The sequence below is a fragment of the Bordetella muralis genome, from assembly GCF_965139205.1.
Taxonomy (GTDB): Bacteria; Pseudomonadota; Gammaproteobacteria; order Burkholderiales; family Burkholderiaceae_B; genus Bordetella_A; species Bordetella_A muralis.
Genome location: NZ_CBCSIU010000031.1, coordinates 28,084 through 45,281, shown reverse-complemented (window position 1 = coordinate 45,281; position 17,198 = coordinate 28,084). Strand labels below are relative to the sequence as shown.

General features: G+C 62.4%; 13 protein-coding genes. 6 read left to right on the top strand and 7 right to left on the bottom strand.

Going from position 1 to position 17,198, the window contains the following annotated elements:
* Positions 1 to 627: 627 nt before the first annotated feature.
* Genes ACNA0I_RS24920 through tkt form a run of 3 tightly spaced genes read right to left on the bottom strand, consistent with a single transcriptional unit; the run spans position 628 to position 4,890 of the window.
* The gene (locus ACNA0I_RS24920; protein WP_415808710.1) at positions 628 to 1,821 is read right to left on the bottom strand and encodes a phosphoglycerate kinase; all 1,194 of its coding nucleotides are present in this window, start codon (positions 1,819 to 1,821) and stop codon (positions 628 to 630) included.
* A 6-nt stretch (positions 1,822 to 1,827) separates the two neighbouring features.
* Positions 1,828 to 2,838: a type I glyceraldehyde-3-phosphate dehydrogenase gene (gene gap / locus ACNA0I_RS24915; protein ID WP_415808709.1), complete on the bottom strand. Its 1,011-nt coding sequence runs from the start codon at positions 2,836 to 2,838 to the stop codon at positions 1,828 to 1,830.
* Between the two features lie 15 nt (positions 2,839 to 2,853).
* Entirely contained in the window at positions 2,854 to 4,890 is a 2,037-nt protein-coding gene (gene tkt, locus ACNA0I_RS24910; RefSeq protein ID WP_415808708.1) for a transketolase, read from the bottom strand.
* 228 nt (positions 4,891 to 5,118) lie between these two features.
* Here tkt and ACNA0I_RS24905 point away from each other — a divergent pair, with 228 nt between their 5' ends.
* The gene (locus ACNA0I_RS24905) at positions 5,119 to 5,859 is read left to right on the top strand and encodes a 16S rRNA (uracil(1498)-N(3))-methyltransferase (protein ID WP_415808707.1); all 741 of its coding nucleotides are present in this window, start codon (positions 5,119 to 5,121) and stop codon (positions 5,857 to 5,859) included.
* Between the two features lie 41 nt (positions 5,860 to 5,900).
* On the opposite strand, the gene ACNA0I_RS24900 is transcribed toward ACNA0I_RS24905, so the two are convergent.
* The 4 genes from ACNA0I_RS24900 to ACNA0I_RS24885 all read right to left on the bottom strand — a co-directional run bounded on the left by ACNA0I_RS24900 (position 5,901) and on the right by ACNA0I_RS24885 (position 11,084).
* On the bottom strand, positions 5,901 to 6,365 hold the full coding sequence (locus ACNA0I_RS24900; RefSeq protein ID WP_415808706.1) for a barstar family protein: 465 nt from the start codon (positions 6,363 to 6,365) through the stop codon (positions 5,901 to 5,903).
* Positions 6,362 to 7,525, bottom strand: a complete 1,164-nt coding sequence (locus tag ACNA0I_RS24895; RefSeq protein ID WP_415808715.1) for a patatin-like phospholipase family protein — start codon at positions 7,523 to 7,525, stop codon at positions 6,362 to 6,364. The genes ACNA0I_RS24900 and ACNA0I_RS24895 overlap by 4 nt, the downstream gene beginning before the upstream one ends.
* A 46-nt stretch (positions 7,526 to 7,571) precedes the next feature.
* Positions 7,572 to 9,860 carry an NADP-dependent malic enzyme gene (locus ACNA0I_RS24890; RefSeq protein ID WP_415808705.1) on the bottom strand — a complete coding sequence of 763 codons (2,289 nt, stop codon included), beginning with the start codon at positions 9,858 to 9,860 and terminating at the stop codon, positions 7,572 to 7,574.
* Positions 9,861 to 10,007: 147 nt separating this feature from the next.
* Positions 10,008 to 11,084, bottom strand: a complete 1,077-nt coding sequence (locus ACNA0I_RS24885) for a hypothetical protein (protein WP_415808704.1) — start codon at positions 11,082 to 11,084, stop codon at positions 10,008 to 10,010.
* Positions 11,085 to 11,115: 31 nt separating this feature from the next.
* On the opposite strand from ACNA0I_RS24885, the gene ACNA0I_RS24880 reads away from it, so the two are divergent.
* The 5 genes from ACNA0I_RS24880 to ACNA0I_RS24860 all read left to right on the top strand — a co-directional run bounded on the left by ACNA0I_RS24880 (position 11,116) and on the right by ACNA0I_RS24860 (position 17,189).
* Positions 11,116 to 12,270: a pyridoxal phosphate-dependent aminotransferase gene (locus tag ACNA0I_RS24880; RefSeq protein ID WP_415808703.1), complete on the top strand. Its 1,155-nt coding sequence runs from the start codon at positions 11,116 to 11,118 to the stop codon at positions 12,268 to 12,270.
* 242 nt (positions 12,271 to 12,512) lie between these two features.
* Positions 12,513 to 13,991 carry an FAD-dependent tricarballylate dehydrogenase TcuA gene (gene tcuA, locus ACNA0I_RS24875; protein ID WP_415808702.1) on the top strand — a complete coding sequence of 493 codons (1,479 nt, stop codon included), beginning with the start codon at positions 12,513 to 12,515 and terminating at the stop codon, positions 13,989 to 13,991.
* A 30-nt stretch (positions 13,992 to 14,021) separates the two neighbouring features.
* Positions 14,022 to 15,398 (top strand): FAD-dependent oxidoreductase, encoded by a 1,377-nt coding sequence (locus tag ACNA0I_RS24870; RefSeq protein WP_415808701.1) that lies wholly within the window; start codon positions 14,022 to 14,024, stop codon positions 15,396 to 15,398.
* Positions 15,399 to 15,403: 5 nt separating this feature from the next.
* Positions 15,404 to 16,213: a hypothetical protein gene (locus ACNA0I_RS24865; RefSeq protein WP_415808700.1), complete on the top strand. Its 810-nt coding sequence runs from the start codon at positions 15,404 to 15,406 to the stop codon at positions 16,211 to 16,213.
* Positions 16,206 to 17,189 carry an electron transfer flavoprotein subunit alpha/FixB family protein gene (locus tag ACNA0I_RS24860; RefSeq protein ID WP_415808699.1) on the top strand — a complete coding sequence of 328 codons (984 nt, stop codon included), beginning with the start codon at positions 16,206 to 16,208 and terminating at the stop codon, positions 17,187 to 17,189. Before ACNA0I_RS24865 ends, ACNA0I_RS24860 begins: the two co-directional genes overlap by 8 nt.
* Positions 17,190 to 17,198 lie beyond the last annotated feature (9 nt).

The window sequence follows — 17,198 nt, the reverse complement described above, 5'->3', positions numbered from 1 at the left end:
GGCATGGCCGGGCGAAATGCCACGGCATCGCATTTGTTATCGCGCGATCGCNGCTTCTATAAGCCATTCTTGTCATGTCGAGACGCAGCGNGATNCCANNCATGGNTGTNGATGGTNCTTGAAGCGACNCCCTGACCGAGGCGCTCGCATGCAATAGATGCACCATCAAAGCAGTGCGCCACGCATCATCGTCGCAAGCCTCGATCGCACTCAAGCAGATCTTCCAACCAGGCACCACGCCACCCCTACCGCATGCCCGGACCGATCGCTTNNGGGGGACGCGCAGGGCGTCCNCCGAAAGCAGCACCGCAAGATCTTCCTCTCTACCACCGCGGCTGCAGAAAAACGCCAAGCAAGAAAGTCGTGCCAGCGATGCAGAGAATTCTAGTTGCTGCCAGTCGAGCCGAGGCAATCGGCCCGGCCGGGCGCCTCAAAGTCGAGTGGAGCGGACGTCGAAGGGAGCGCGNNAANGCGCCGGACCGACTTTGTGAAGCCCGGCCGGGCCGATTGCCTCGGCTCGACGACCAATAGAACCCTGAACACCGATCAGCACAAAAAAAAATGCCAAGCACATCACATGCCTGGCATTTCTCCAGCTAACAACAACAGCGACAAGCCATCGAACAATCAGCCAGCACGTTCCTCGAGAATAGCCACAGCCGGCAAGGACTTGCCTTCCAGGAATTCCAGGAATGCACCGCCCCCAGTGGAGATATAGCCGACCTTGTCAGCGATCCCGTATTTGGCGATGGCTGCCAGCGTGTCGCCACCGCCTGCGATCGAAAACGCAGGTGATTCGGCAATCGCTTTGGCGAGGACTTCGGTGCCGTTGGCGAACGCATCGAACTCGAACACGCCCACGGGGCCGTTCCAGACGATGGTGCCTGCCTGCTGCAGAATCCCAGCCAAATGCTGTGCGGTCTGCGGGCCAATGTCCAGAATCAGATCATCGTCAGCAACCGCGTCAGCCGCCTTGACGGTGGCTTCGGCATCAGCGGAAAACGACTTGGCGCACACCACATCCGTCGGGATGGGGACTTCTGCGCCGCGCTTTTTCATGATGTCGATCACGGCACGGGCCTGCTCGACCTGGTCGGGCTCGGCCAGTGATTTACCAATGGACAAGCCAGCCGCCAGCATGAAGGTATTGGCGATACCGCCGCCCACCACCAACTGATCAACCTTGTCGGCCAGCGACTGCAGGATGGAGAGCTTGGTCGAGACCTTGGAGCCGCCGACGATGGCTACCAACGGGCGCTTCGGTTCGTGCAGAGCACGGCCCAATGCGTCCAGCTCGGCCTCGAGCAACGGACCCGCGCAAGCGATCGGCGCAAAACGCGCGATGCCGTGCGTGGTGGCCTCGGCACGGTGTGCCGTCCCGAAAGCATCGTTGACGTAGACGTCGCACAATGCCGCCATCTTGCGCGACAAGGTTTCGTCGTTTTTCTTTTCGCCGGGATTGACGCGGCAGTTTTCCAGCAACACGACCTGGCCCGGATTGACGGTCACGCCGTCGACCCAGTCTTTGACCAACTGCACGGGCATGCCCAGCAGTTGCGACAAACGCTGGCCCACACGGTCCAGCGAGTCGGCTTCGGTCAGTACGCCCTCGGTGGGGCGTCCCAGGTGCGAGGTCACCATGACAGCGGCGCCGCTATCGAGCGCCAGACGGATGCCCGGCACCGAAGCGCGGATACGCGTGTCTTCGCTGATCTGACCCGCGTCGTCAAACGGCACGTTCAGATCGGCGCGGATGAACACCCGCTTGCCATGCAGCGCGCCAGCCTTGGCCAGCGCGGACAGGGTATTGACCTTGGCCATGGCGGATTACTTGGCGGACATCAGCGCGACGGTGGTGTCGAGCATGCGGTTCGAGAAGCCCCACTCGTTGTCATACCACGACGAGACCTTGACCAGCTTGCCCGAGACCTTGGTCAACGTGGAATCGTAGGTGCTGGAAGCCGGGTTGTGGTTGAAGTCAACCGAAACCAGGGGCTCGGTGTTGTAGTTCAGGATGCCTTTCAGTTCGCCTTCGGAGGCGGCCTTGAGGATGCTGTTGACTTCGTCGACGGTGGTTTCGCGCGAGGCCACGAACGACAGATCGACCAGCGACACGTTGATGGTCGGCACGCGGATCGCAAAGCCGTCGAGCTTGCCGTTCAACTCGGGCAACACCAGACCCACGGCAGCAGCGGCGCCGGTTTTGGTCGGGATCATGCTCATGGTGGCCGAACGGGCGCGGCGCAGGTCTTCGTGATAGACGTCGGTCAGAACCTGGTCATTGGTGTAGGAATGGACCGTGGTCATCAGGCCGCTTTCCACACCCAGTTTGTCGTGCAGCGGCTTGACCAGCGGGGCCAGGCAGTTGGTGGTGCACGAAGCGTTCGAGATGACGGTGTCGGTGGCTTTCAGCACGCCGTGGTTCACGCCGTACACAACAGTGGCGTCCACGTCTTTGCCGCCGGGAGCCGAGATGATGACTTTCTTGGCGCCGCCTTTCAGGTGGGCGCTGGCTTTTTCTTTCGAGGTGAAAAAGCCCGTGCATTCCATCACGACGTCGACTTTCAGCTCGCCCCAGGGCAATTCGGCTGGGTTGCGATTAGCCAGGACGCGGATCTTGTCGCCATTGACGATCATGTAATCGCCTTCGACCTCGACCGTGCCGGGGAACTTGCCGTGGGCGGTGTCGTAGCGCGTCAGGTGCGCGTTGGTCTTGGGGTCACCCAGGTCGTTGATGGCAACGATCTCGATGTCGTGTTTTTTACCGCCCTCGTAGTGGGCACGCAGGACGTTGCGGCCGATGCGGCCGTATCCGTTAATGGCGACGCGAATGGTCATGACTAAGAGCTCCTTTTACAAAACTTGCTTGACAGTCTCGGCTACCTTGTCGGCAGTCAGACCGAAGAACTTGAACAAGGCTCCCGCAGGTGCGGATTCGCCGTAACGGTCGATACCGACCACGGCGCCCTCCAGACCCACGTATTTGTGCCACAGCGCCGTGGTGCCCGCCTCGACGGCGACGCGCGGCAATCCCGGCGGCAATACGCTGCGTTTCCACTCGGCATCCTGACGATCGAACACGTCAGTGCTGGGCATGGACACCACGCGTACCGCGATCCCCTCTGCGGCCAACTGCTCTTGTGCAGCCAGCGCGATAGCGACCTCGGAGCCCGTGGCGATGATAACGGCACGCGCGCCTTCTGCGTCTCGCAGAACGTAACCACCGCGGACAATCGCTTTCAGCGTGTCAGCGTCGCGCGGGACGAAAGGCAGGTTCTGGCGCGACAGCAACAGCGCAGTCGGACCGCCATCGTGCACATCCATGCCGATGCTGGCCGGACGCGACACGGCGGTGGCCCAGGCCACGGCTGTCTCCGTGGTATCGCAAGGACGCCATACCGACAGATTCGGAATCAAACGCAGGCTGGAGGCGTGCTCGATCGATTGGTGCGTAGGGCCGTCTTCGCCCAGGCCGATGGAGTCGTGCGTGAATACGTGCACCACACGTTGTTTCATCAACGCGGCCATGCGGATAGCATTGCGCGAGTAATCGGAGAACGTCAGGAACGTCCCGCCGAATGGCAGGTAACCGCCATGCAGCGCGATGCCGTTCATGACGGCGGACATGCCGAACTCACGCACGCCGTAGTTGATGTGGCGGCCAAACTGAATGCCCTGCTCACCGGCGCGCACCGGTGCAACGCCCTTCCAGTCGGTGTAGTTCGAGCCCGTCAGGTCGGCCGAGCCGCCCAGCAGTTCGGGCAATGCAGCAGCCAGTGCCGCAATGGCGAATTGAGAGGCTTTGCGGGTAGCGACCGTCTCGGCTTTTTCGTCGGTGGCCTGGATGAAGGCCTGAAGTTTTTCGGCGATGTCTGCGGGGAGCTCGCCCTTCATGCGGCGGGTGAACTCAGCCGCCTCGGCGGGGTACTGGGCCGCGTAGGCATCAAAGCTGGCTTGCCACGCAGTTTGCGCCTCGGCGCCGGCCTGGCGGGCATCCCAGCCCTCGCGCACGGCTTGCGGCAACTCGAACGGCGCCGCGGTCCAGCCCAACGCCGCACGCGTCGCTGCGATTTCTTCGGCGCCCAACGGTGCGCCGTGCACATTGTGCGTACCCGCCATCGTGGGTGCGCCCTTGCCGATGATGGTGCGGCAGATGATCAGCGTGGGCTTGTCAGACTGCGCGCGCGCCTGGGCAATCGCGGCATCGACGGCAGCCACATCGTGGCCATCGACGCCACGGATGACGTTCCAGCCATAGCCCTCGAAACGCTTGCCGGTATCGTCGCCAAACCAATGTTCGACATGGCCGTCGATGGAAATGCCGTTATCGTCGTACAGGACCACGAGCTTGGAGAGCTTCAGCGTGCCGGCCAAGGAACAGGCTTCGTGGGAAATGCCTTCCATCAGGCAACCGTCGCCCACGAATGCATAGGTGTAGTGATCTACGATCGGCAGGCCAGGCTTGTTGAATTCAGCGGCCAACAGCGCCTCGGCCAGCGCCATCCCCACGGCATTGGCCACGCCTTGGCCCAGAGGACCGGTGGTGGTCTCGACGCCCGGGGTGATGCCAACCTCGGGGTGGCCCGGCGTGCGGGAATGCAATTGACGGAATTGTTTCAACTCCTCGATCGGCAGATCGTAGCCGGTCAGATGCAGCAGCGCGTAGATCAGCATCGAGCCATGGCCGTTGGACAGCACGAAGCGGTCGCGGTTGGCCCAGGCCGGATCGGCCGGATTGTGGCGCAGGTGGCCCAGCCATAGTGCCTGGGCAATTTCCGCCATCCCCATCGGGGCGCCGGGATGCCCCGAGTTTGCTTGTTGGACAGCATCCATGGCTAGAACGCGAATGGCGTCGGCCAGGGCCAGGGGTTGGGCAGTGGATGGGCTCATGCGGAAAAGGCTCGTAGACTCCGGCCAGCCAAAAATGGGGCCAGGTGACAGGAATTGTGAAGCTTACGATTTTAGCATCCGGGGATACCCGGACGCGACGCCGGGCCGAAGCCGGACGATATCGAGACGGGATGCCGTGCCGGCACGCCTGAATTTGGCCGATCAGAGTGGTAGGCTACGCATATTCTTGCCCGCCCGCGCTCTAGAGCGTCCTGTTATTTCATCGCCATGCCGTTGCCGCGTTTTTTCTGCGATACCCCGCTTTCTCCGGGCACCCGCCTGTCTCTGCCCGATGCGTTGGCGCATCATGCCGTACGCGTGCTGCGTCTGCGCGACGGTGCACCCATTGTGCTCTTTAACGGCCTGGGCGGTGAATACCCCGCGACGCTGGGCATTGACGGCAAATCGGCCTGGGCGCAATTGGGCGATCACGACCCTCGCGAAGCTGAGCTCGCAGGCAGTGTCACGCTGGTGCAGGGCTTGCCTTCGGGCGACAAAATGGACTGGGTGATAGAAAAGGCCGTCGAACTCGGTGCGAGCCGCGTCACGCCCATCGCCGCGCAACGCAGTGTGTTGCAACTGAGCGGCGCTCGCCTGGAGAAACGGGTATCCCATTGGGCTCGCATCGCGCAATCCGCCGCGGAACAATGCGGGCGCAATCGGCTCATGGATGTCGATGCGCCGATGGGATTACGGGAATGGCTGGAACAACCTGCCACGGGCCTGCGTCTGCTCTGCCATCCGGATGCGGTTCCAACGCTGGCCGATGCGCTCGCCACGTCAGCTGGACGCGAACCGCTGCAATCGCTCAATCTGCTCGTTGGGCCGGAGGGCGGGTGGTCAGAGGCTGAGCTGGCGCTGGCCGCTCAATATGGCGTTCAATCTGTGCGGTTCGGACCACGTGTGTTGCGCACCGAAACGGCGGGGCTTGCCTTGATCTCGGCGGTGACGGCGATACTCGGCTGGTAATGCAGCGCAAAGTGTTACTCCGGCAGAGCAACACCCCGCGCTCAGCCTTCTCCGTAGCGTGCTGCAGCCACTCCCGGTTCAGGATCCGGATGCTTGCCCGCATGCTCGACGATGTAACTGAACGAACGCCCGTTCTCCTGCGCAAATGTCACTACATCCGCGCACACGGATTCGATCTGCGCTGCATCATCGGCCAACGCGGGATCCCCTGAATGCAGTTTCACCAACCACAACACGAAGCCGGTTTTTTGATCTAAGACCGTGTCACATAAACAGTCATAGAGCGCATCGAAATTCCCGCCAAAATATTCAGGAAAATCGACCGCTTTGGCAATCGCCCGCAATACCGCCGACCGGCTGCGCGCCCGGTCGCACTCGGCCACCATGAACGCTAACCCGAGTTCACGCGCAGCCTCATCCACGGCATCTTTCTGCAGATCGCCATGATCGATCGCGCCACCGCTGCTCAATTGGCGCTGCAACGTAGACTGGCCATTGTGCGTCATGCCTGGCCCTCCTTGAAAAAACCCGCGACATCTTCGCTACGCCGCATCGTATCGGCATACCCCAGTTCAATCAATCGTTGTGTGTAAGCGCCTTCGAACAATAAATAAGACAACAACGCGCCACCACCCGAACGATCAGGGTCGGACGATACACCGAGTACGCGAAAAAGGGTACGGGCTTCGAGAGGCATTTCAGATAAATAATCGAGCGCCAACAGGTCCAACGACTGACTCGGTGTCAAGGTCAGGACGTTCACCCGCCGGACACCCCCACCTACTGCCGGATCATGGCCGATGTAGGTGACCAGTTCGTTAATCCGTTCCAGACGCTCCAAATCCATTGATAAGCCATCTAAAAAGATGCTGGAGAGTACATGTCCGCCCACCTGCGCCAGGCTGGGATAAGGCGGCGAGGCCTCGCGTTTTTCGGGATGCGTCTCATCACGAAAACTGGTGCCTATTACCAACACCCGGGCAGCCCCCAAATGGATCGCCGGACTGATGGGGGCCAACTGTCGCATGGAACCATCACCGCACCACTCGCGCTGGCCCTGCACGTCAACAGGTTGCGCAGGAAAGACAAATGGAATGGACGAGGACGCCATCAGATGCTCGACACCGATGCGTACGGACAGCGCCCGCCGCAATGAACGGTGCCAGGGATCAATCGCGTGGTTCGCCTGATAAAAAGTCAGATGCTCGCCGCTGGTAAACCCCGAGGCGGTAATCGCCAAGGCGTTTAAGGCGTTGTGCTGCAAGTTGGCATGCAAATGCTCGAAATCCAGCACGCGCGTCAACAACTCGGCCAACGGTTTATTGTCCAGCAACGACCGGGGCCGCTCGCGGCCCAGACCGGAAAACATCCATCCCAGGGCCAGCAAGCCCAGCCAACGCACACCGGTCTTGATCAAGCCCGGCGCGTCGGCCCGGTACACCATGCTGGTGTGCAAAGATTCCCAGAGGCGCTGAATGCGTCGCACCGCGAGGTGCGGACGATCGGCACGGCACGCCAAAGCGGTGGCATTGATGGAGCCCGCCGAGGTGCCGCAAATGATGGGAAACGGATTGTGAAAACCCGGACGGGATTCTGGATCAAGAATATCCAACACGGCGCGCAGCGCACCTACTTGGTAGGCCGCGCGCGCGCCGCCGCCTGTCAACACCAGCCCCGTCGGAGAACGAGGCTGGCCGACGGCCTGGGCGATGCTATTTGGGGATGTTGGCATCAACGACGACCAGGGCGGTCATGTTGACGATACGGCGCACCGTGGAACTGGACGTCAAAATATGCACGGGCGCATCGGCCCCCAGCAAGAACGGTCCCACGGCGACGTTGCCGCCCGCCGCTGTCTTGAGCAGGTTGTAGGCGATATTGCCAGAATCCACGTTGGGGCAAACCAACAGGTTGGCGGCGCCTTTGAGGGTCGACGAGGGCAGGATGCGGGTACGCAGCGCCTCGTCCAATGCGCAATCGCCATGCATCTCGCCGTCGATTTCCAGGTCCGGGGCGGCCTCGCGCACCAGGGCAAGCGCTTCGCGCATTTTCGCGCCCGAGGACGAACTGCCCGTGCCGAAATTCGAACGCGACAGCAGCGCGATCTTGGGCGCCAGATTCAGGCGCTTCATTTGCTCGGCTGCGGCAATGGTGATCTCGGCGATCTGTTCGGCCGTGGGATTGTCATTGACGTGGGTGTCCACCAACGCCACCACGCGCTCGTCGAGCAACAGGACGTTCATGGCGGCGTAAACGTTGGCGCCGGGGCGCTTGCCGATCACTTCGTCGATGAAACGCAGATGCTCGGCGTAGGAACTGACCACACCGCAGATCATGCCGTCCGCCTCGCCACGATGCAGCATCATGGCGCCGATCAGCGTCAGGCGGCGGCGCATTTCGACACGCGCCATTTCCTTGGTGATGCCGCGGCGGCACATCATTTCCCAGTACGTGGTCCAGTACTGGTGGAATCGCTCGTCGTATTCGGGGTTGGTGACCTCGACGTCCTCGCCCAGGCGCAGGCGCAGGCCATACTTTTCGATGCGGGCAGCCAGCACTGCCGGGCGTCCCACCAGGATCGGTTTGGCCAGCCCCTCGTCGACCACGACCTGCACCGCGCGCAACACACGTTCGTCCTCGCCTTCGGTAAAGACGACTCGCGCCTTGCCGCCCTCGCGCACCAGGACCTTGGCCGCCGAGTACAGGGGTTTCATGAAGGCGCCCGAGTGGTACACGAACTGCTGCAGTTGCTCGACGTAAGCCTCCAGGTCGGCCAACGGACGCGTCGCGACGCCGCCTTCCATGGCGGCCTTGGCCACGGCCGGCGCGATGCGGGTGATCAAACGCGGGTCGAACGGCTTGGGAATCAGGTATTCACGGCCAAAGCTGATGTCGTACGTGCCATAGGCAGCGGCCACGACCTCGTTTTGCTCTTCCTGGGCGAGTTTGGCGATGGCGTGCACGGCCGCCATTTCCATTTCACGCGTAATCGTAGTGGCGCCCACGTCCAGCGCGCCGCGGAAAATATAGGGGAAACACAGAACGTTGTTGACCTGGTTCGGATAGTCGGACCGGCCGGTCGCCATCACGACGTCGTCGCGCACGGCATGGGCGTCTTCGGGCAGGATCTCGGGATTGGGGTTGGCCAAGGCCAGGATCACTGGGCGAGCCGCCATCGAGGCGACCATCTCGGGCTTGAGCACCCCGCCCGCCGACAGGCCCAGGAACACGTCTGCGCCCTGGATGACCTCGGCCAGCTTGCGCTGTTCGGTTTTTTGAGCAAAGCGGGCTTTGTCGGGGTCCATCAGCGCGACGCGCCCTTCGTAGACTACGCCCTCGAGGTCGGTCACCCAGATGTTTTCAATGGGCACGCCGAGATCCACCATCAGGTCCAGGCAAGCCAGCGCGGCCGCGCCAGCGCCCGAGGTCACAACCTTGACCTGATCGATCGCTTTACCCACCACTTTCAGGCCGTTGATAAAGGCTGCCGACACGCAGATGGCCGTGCCGTGCTGATCGTCGTGAAACACCGGGATTTTCATGCGCTCGCGCAGCTTGCGCTCGACCGTGAAGCACTCGGGGGCCTTGATGTCTTCGAGGTTGATGCCGCCAAACGTCGGCTCCAGCCCCGCAATGATTTCGACCAGCTTGTCGGGATCGGTTTCGTTGATTTCGATATCGAACACGTCCAGGCCGGCAAACTTTTTGAACAGGACGGCCTTGCCTTCCATGACGGGCTTGGACGCCAGCGCACCGATGTTGCCCAGGCCCAGCACAGCGGTCCCGTTGGTGATCACGCCGACCAGATTGCCGCGCGCCGTATAGCGCACCGCATTGACGGGGTCGCTGACGATTTCTTCACAGGCTGCCGCCACGCCGGGGGAGTAAGCCAGCGCCAAATCACGCTGGTTCGACAACTGTTTGGTCGGCGTGACAGCGATTTTGCCGGGGCGGCCGGACTCATGATAATCAAGTGCGGCTTTGCGAAAATTGGCATCCATATTGCGGGCTTACTCGGTTGATCGACGAAAGTGGGGAATTCTAGCTTAGAGAGGCGATTATCTTACTGCCAGATGACACGGGCCTCCGGTAAAAAACGGCAGCGCAAGCACGGCACACCGGACGCAGGATGGGCACGGCGCTCCGGCTCAGTCCCCGTACAGATCCAACGGATCAAATGCGTTTTTCATACGGATCTGCAGCCGTCGGGCGGCATTGGCCACTTTCTCGTCTGACAATGCCTGGCCCTGCATGGCGCCGACACCGGACGGCGTGCCGGCAGGACACGGCGAGGCAACGGGCAACGCCCCCGGATCAGCCATCGCCGGCTCCACTGGCCAGGCGCCGCCAGGATGACTCGGAATCAGTGTGACAGATTCCACCCATGCCAGCGTACCACCGTGTCCCAGTAACAATTGGGCGAGATTGACCTGTGCCGGCGCAGTGGGCTGCAGTGCATCCAATCGATAACGACATGGCCACTGAGGAGCCTCGCGGCATATCACGGCGTCCGGGGACGACGACAATTGAAAGAGCGCAGGCACCAGGCGCTGCACCATCGCTGACCGCAGGGGCCTCACATCGGATGCGCCAAATGCCCCCAGCGACTCGACCGTGCCGTCGGAGAACAGCAGCTCGGCCTGTACCACGCCGCTCATCGCAGTGGCGCCGGGCATCCAGCCGCGAGATCTCGCCAACCAGGCAGCCAAGGTCCATTCAGGCGGCGCGCCGCGGAATTGCAGCAGCCCGGATGCCGCCAGCTCGCCGACGCGGCATCCGGGCTGAGCCACCCATTGCCCGCTCTCGGGGTCATGGGTGACCATGTCCAGGCTGGACGGATCGACCTCCAGCACATCGCCCTGAGCCAGGGCATTTGTATATTTCTGACCAGGTCCGTCAACGGCAGCAGCATCCCACGGGTCTCGCGCACCCGCCTGAGGCACCGCGGATCGCGTGTCATCGGCCAAGCCAGCGAGTTGCAGCACCACGCCGTATTCCGCGCACAACGCCCGCGCTTGCCGCACGTCCTCGCGATGCACGGCGGTCAGGCGGGCGCGATTCGGCACCTCGGTTCCGGGGTTGTGCCCCAGCGGTTGACCGGCCCTCTCTGCCCCGAGGTTGCTCACCCGCCCCTGTACGAGCCGCCCCAGACGCTGCAAAAAGGCGTCCCAGGGCGTGCGTGGCGTTTGCCGGCCAAACAGAAATGCGCGCCGCGATGGCTGCATCTACAATTCCTTTTTCGTTACGAGAACTGCCATGTCGCGCCTTGCCTCACGCGCCCAAGAATTCCTGACCTTTCACGCTGTCGAAGTCTTTAAAGAGGCTCAGGCACTGCAAGCCGCCGGCCGTGACATCGTCAGCCTCGGAATAGGCGAGCCGGACTTTACCGCGCCCGCGCAGGTCGTGGAAGCCCTGGACCGCGCCGCGCGAGCCGGCCTGAGCGGATACAGCGCCCCCGCCGGCCTGGCCGGATTGCGCGAGGCCATTGCCCAATTCTACGCAACTCAGTTCGGCGCCAAGATCGACCCCGCGCGCGTCATCGTCACCGCAGGCGCTTCCGGCGCCCTGTCGCTGGCATGCGCTGCCATGGTGGACACCGGCGCGGAAGTCCTGATGCCCGATCCCTCGTACCCGGCCAACAGCAATTTCATTCTGGCCGCCGGCGGCCGTCCCCGCCTGATCCCCAGTACAGCACAAAAGCGGTTCCAGCTATCGGCGCAGGACGTGCGGGACCACTGGACGCCCGCCACACGCGGGGTGCTGGTCGCCTCCCCCAGCAATCCGACCGGCACCAGCATCGCGCGCGATGAGTTGGCTGCCCTGCTGCATGCCGTGCGCGAGCGCCAGGGCTTTGCCATTGTCGACGAGATTTATCTGGGACTCAGTTACGAAAACGAGGCGCGCTCGGCGTTGACGCTGGACGATGACATCATCGTTATCAACAGTTTCTCCAAATACTTCCACATGACAGGATGGCGGCTCGGCTGGATGATCGTGCCCGAGCGCCTGGCCGGCCCTATCGAAAAAATGGCCGCCAGCCTGGCGATCTGCGCGCCCACCTTGGCGCAGCATGCCGCCCTGGCCTGCTTCGCGCCCGACACGCTCAAGATTTATGAGCACCGCCGCGAGGCCTTTAAACAACGCCGCGACTATCTGCTGCCCGAATTCGAACGGCTGGGTTTACCTGTGCCGGTCAAACCCGACGGCGCGTTTTACATTTATGCGGATATTGCTGCCATGGGCGTAGACAGTTCGGTCTTCGCCAAACGATTGCTGCATGAGGGCGGCGTCGCCGCAGTGCCCGGGCTGGATTTCGGTCCGGCGCATGGGCACCACACGATGCGATTTTCGTATGCGACGGGATTGGACCGCCTGCAAGAAGCCGTGCGACGCATCGGCACAGTGCTGTAGGCATCAAGGTGCAGGGGTTGCTGATTCAAATGCGCATCCCCTTGCGCCGACACACCCGGGTTCGGGCCATCGGCGTCATCTTGGCCGACTAAGTTCAATTAAATCGAAAAAAGCTTTCGACTAGTCGGGATTCCTCACAGAAACACCACCCCGCACAATCGTCCCTGATCTGTTGTCCAGTGTGAACTGGCATTCATACCGACAAGCCGGCGCACGCGACGCCAGCTATCAGGAGACGAAGCGTGGAAACTTTTGATGTAGCCGTCATCGGCGGTGGCAATGCGGCCTTGTGTGCGGCCATTTCAGCCCACGAATCCGGTGCCCGCGTCGTGCTGATCGAACGCGCTCCCAGGGAAAACCGCGGAGGCAACTCTGCGTTTACTGGCGGTGCATTCCGCATCGCCTACGAAGGGAATGAGGACCTCAGGACCCTGATCCCCGATCTGTCACCAGAGGAACTGCGCGACAACGATTTCGGCTCCTATACCGAAACGCAGTTTTTCGAAGAAAGCCTGACCATGAGCGGCTACCGCGCCGATGCCGACGTGCTCGATGTCGTGGTCAAGGAAAGCATGCCAACGATGCATTGGATGCGCGGCCACGGCGTGCGCTTCATTCCGATCTACGGCCGTCAGTCGTTCAAAGTAGATGGCAAAAACAAGTACTGGGGCGGCCTCACCGTAGAGGTATCGGGTGGCGGCCTGGGCTTGATCGATGCGCTCTTTGCCCGCGCCGAAAAGCTAGGCATTGACATCCGCTACGGCGCCCGCGCCCATGGACTGGCCCGCGATGGCGAAACCTGGAACGTGACCCTGCAACAAGATGGCCAGGACAACTCGTTGCGCGCTCACGCTGTGGTGCTGGCCAGTGGCAGTTTCCATGCCAATCTGAAGCGCCGCGCAGAATACCTGGGCCCCAACTGGGATCTCGCCAAGGTGCGCGGCTCGCGCTACAACACCGGCGATGGCATCGACATGGCGCTGAGCGTGGGCGCCGTGGCACACGGCAACTGGACCGGCTGCCATGCCGTGTTCTACGACCTCAATGCCCCGGCCTATGGCGATATCAACCTGCTCAACCAGCAAAAAAACTATTACACACTGGGCATTGTCGTCAATGCGGACGGCCAACGTTTCGTCGACGAAGGCACGGATTTCCGTAACTACACCTACTCTGGCATGGGCGCGCGCGTACTGTCACAACCCGGCGCGGTGGCTTGGCAAGTGTTTGATGCAAAGACGTCGAACCTGCTGCCCGACGAATACCGGGTGCGGCATGCCACACGGCTGGTGTCTGACACGTTGGACGGCCTGGCCGATCAGATGGACGGCATCAACAAGCAGGCCTTTTTGCAAACGGTGTCCGAATTCAACGCCGCCGTAGATCAAAGCGTGCCGTACAACCCTGCCATCAAGGATGGACGCTGCACGCGTGGGCTGGCTATTCCCAAATCAAACTGGGCGTCTCCCCTCGACACTGGCCCCTACGTGGCTTATGCCGTCACCTGCGGCATCACATTCGCCTACGCCGGCGTCAAGGTGAACACGCATGCCCAAGTGCTGGACGACACCGATCTGCCTATTCCAAACCTGTACGCGGCTGGCGAAATGGTAGGCGGCCTGTATTACGTGAAATACGCGGGTGGCATTGGATTGACCGCCGGCTCGGTGCTGGGCCGCAAGGCGGGTGCTCACGCTGCCGCCCGCGCTCGCCAAGCCTGAAATCCCTATGTTCAATCAATCGCAAACACTATGAGCAACAACGATATCCAGACCGACTTGGTCGTGGTCGGCGGCGGCATGGCGGGCTTTGCTTGCGCGCTGCAAGCCGCGCAAGACGGCGCCGACGTGGTCCTGCTGGAAAAGCTCGGAGAGATCGGGGGATCCTCCGCCATGAGCGGCGGCTGCCTGGCGTTTGCCGGCACCGATCTGCAAAAAGCCAGCGGTATTGCAGACTCCAGCGAGCTGCTCTATGCCGACCTGATCGAGGTGGGTAAGCACGAGAACGATCCCGCCCTGGTGCGCGCCTACGTGGACCACCAGCTCGACACCTACGGCTGGCTCAAACAGGCGGGCGTCGAGTTCAGCCCCGTCATGGAAACCTCCTCGGGTCAATCCGTGCCGCGCGTTCATACCGTAGACCCGGCCGATACCGTGCGCGCCCTGGCGGGCCGGGCCAAGGACACGGGCAAGGTGCGGTTGCTGCTGAACACCAGCGCGCAGCGCCTGATTCGAGATGCGCACGGCAAAGTCGTCGGCGTGAGCGCCGAGCGAGAAGGCAAGGCGTTCGTGGCATCGGGAAAGCATGGTGTAGTGCTAGCCAGCGGGGGCTTCTGCAAAAACCCTGAGCTGGTACACCGCTACGCGCCACAGTATGACGACGCCGTGTTCATCGGCGGCGAAGGCAATGTCGGTGACGGACTGAAGATGGCGTTGCTCATCGGCGCCGATTGCCGCGACATGATCTACATCAAGGGCACCTACGGCAAACATCCCACCGACGAGACCAACCATCACAGTCTGCTGGCCGTCTACAAAGGCGCGATCGCCGTCAACCAAGACGGTAAACGCTACGTGGATGAGTCCATCTCGTACAAGCTCCTGGGGGACGCGTGTATCGCCCAGCCCTACGGCGCTACGTTCCAGATTTTCGATCATCCCATCATGCAAAGCGGCGACAACGCCGTGCGCATCCTCGACATCGAACGGCGCCTGGAAGAAGGCCTGGTGATCCAAGCCGATACGCTTGAAGCACTGGCCGAGCAGATTGAGGTGCCAGCACATGTGCTGATAGATACCGTGAACACCTATAACGGCTACGTGGATGCGAGACATGACCCCGACTTTGGCCGAGCGCACCTGGTTCACCAGCACGGCGAACTCGTGCGCATCGAGACCGGCCCGTTCTATGCTTATCCATCCACCGCGGCCGTGTATGGCACCTACTGCGGCTTGTGTGTGGATGCCGCCATGCATGTCCTGGATGTATATGGCGACGCGATTCCCGGCCTGTATGCCGCTGGCGAAATGGTGGGGGGGCTGCACGGTGCCGCATATATGACCGGCTCTGCACTGGGCAAGGCCGCGATTTTCGGTCGAATCGCTGCTCGCAGCGCCACTCGGATCTGATCGCCATGCATATCGCCGTATTACTGGCTGGCGTCGCGGATCCAAAGAAACTGCTGCCCAAGCCTGCTTCAAGCCACTGGCGCGACCTCCCTGCCGACACGGCGGTCTCGTACAAGCTGAGTCCCTTTGACGAAGCCGCATTGGAAATCGCGCTCAAGCTGCGCGACCAAGGCGTCGCGACACGAGTCACCGCCATCGTCACCGACGGCGCCCACGATGCGACGCTGCTTCGCGCCGTGGCGGCACTCAAGCTCGACACGGTTCGTGGTCTCAATCCCCCGCAGCGCCAACGCGGCAACCCGGCGTGGTTGGCGACGCACGCCGCCAGCCTGCTGCGTAAAGACGACACCTGGCCCGACCTGGTGCTCATCGGCCGCGAACATGGCGACCTGGACGATGGCATGACAGCCGCCTATCTGGCCGATGCCTGGCAACTGCCGTATGCAGGCCAAGCCCTGCAAGTACGGCCCTCGCCCGATGGCGGCTGGACCCTGTTGCGCAGCGGAGCGCTGAACGACGAATCGCTGCACTTGCCCGCTCCCGCATTGGCCAGCATCAGCAACGACAAGAGCAACCGACTGCGTCATCCATTGATGAAGAACGTGGCACTGGCCAAACAGATGACGTTCTCACAAACGGCGCCTGATGGCGCCTCGCCCGAGCCAGCCGTCGCCCTGGCCGACGCGGCACTCCCACAGGCCGTCGCGCGTGGGGAGAACGCCTGCCGCATGCTGTCCGGATCCGTGGAAGAACAAGCCGCCGCACTGGCCGCCTATCTGCGCGCGCCCCTCGCACAGGGAAACGACCATGCCTGACAATCGTCCGATCTACGCGCTTATTCCCGCGTGCGGCACCGACACTCACGCCGAACTCGCGCTCATGGCCGAGGCTCGCAAGCTGGCAGATCGGCGCGGCGGTCATGCTCATGTCCTGATGGCAGGATCAGACACGGAACACGCCGTGGCTCAAGCGCGCGCTGCAGGTCTGGATCATGCGTGGCACATGGCCACACCCATTGACCTGCAAGTCCACCAATACGTCGATGTGTTTGCCACGGCGCTGCAGACGCCGGGCCTGGCCGATGGCCTGCGCGAAGCGCTGGTGCTGGTAATCGCCAATCCGGACAACGAGGCTCTCGCTGGCGCGCTGGCCGCACGGCTCGGCGGTGCGCCGTTAGGCCGCTGTACGGGCTTTGTCTTTGACGAGCCAGGCGGCATAGCCGCGCAGCGCAGCGCCTACGGCAATCGCTTGGACATCACACTGTCGGCCAACGCCGGGCCAGCCATTGCCGCGGTGCGTCCCCAAGCGCAGCCCTCGAATCAAGACAGACCGACGGAGATCCATTCACTCGAGGCCTGCGACGCGCGCGCCGCCTATCCAGTGAACACCGTACCACGCACCGAACCGCATGCAGCTCTGGAAGGCGCGAGCATCGTCGTCTCGGGCGGACGCGGCAGTGGCGAGGCGGCCTTTCCCGCGCTGTACGAACTGGCCGCCAAGGTAGGCGGAGCCGTGGGCGCCAGTCTGCCTGCGGTGGATGCGGGCTGGGCGCCAGTCACCCGCCAGATAGGCATCTCCGGCAAATACGTCAGCCCGCACATTTACGTGGCCGTCGGCATTTCCGGCACGCCCCAGCATTTGGCCGGCATCGATCCACATACCCGTATCGTGGCCATCAATAAAGACGCGGACGCGAACATCTTCAACGTGGCGCAGATCGGCGTCGTGGCTGAGTGGCAGAGTCTCATCCCCGCGCTGATTCAGGCACTGGAGATTTCCCCCGCGCGCTAGCGCATCCCC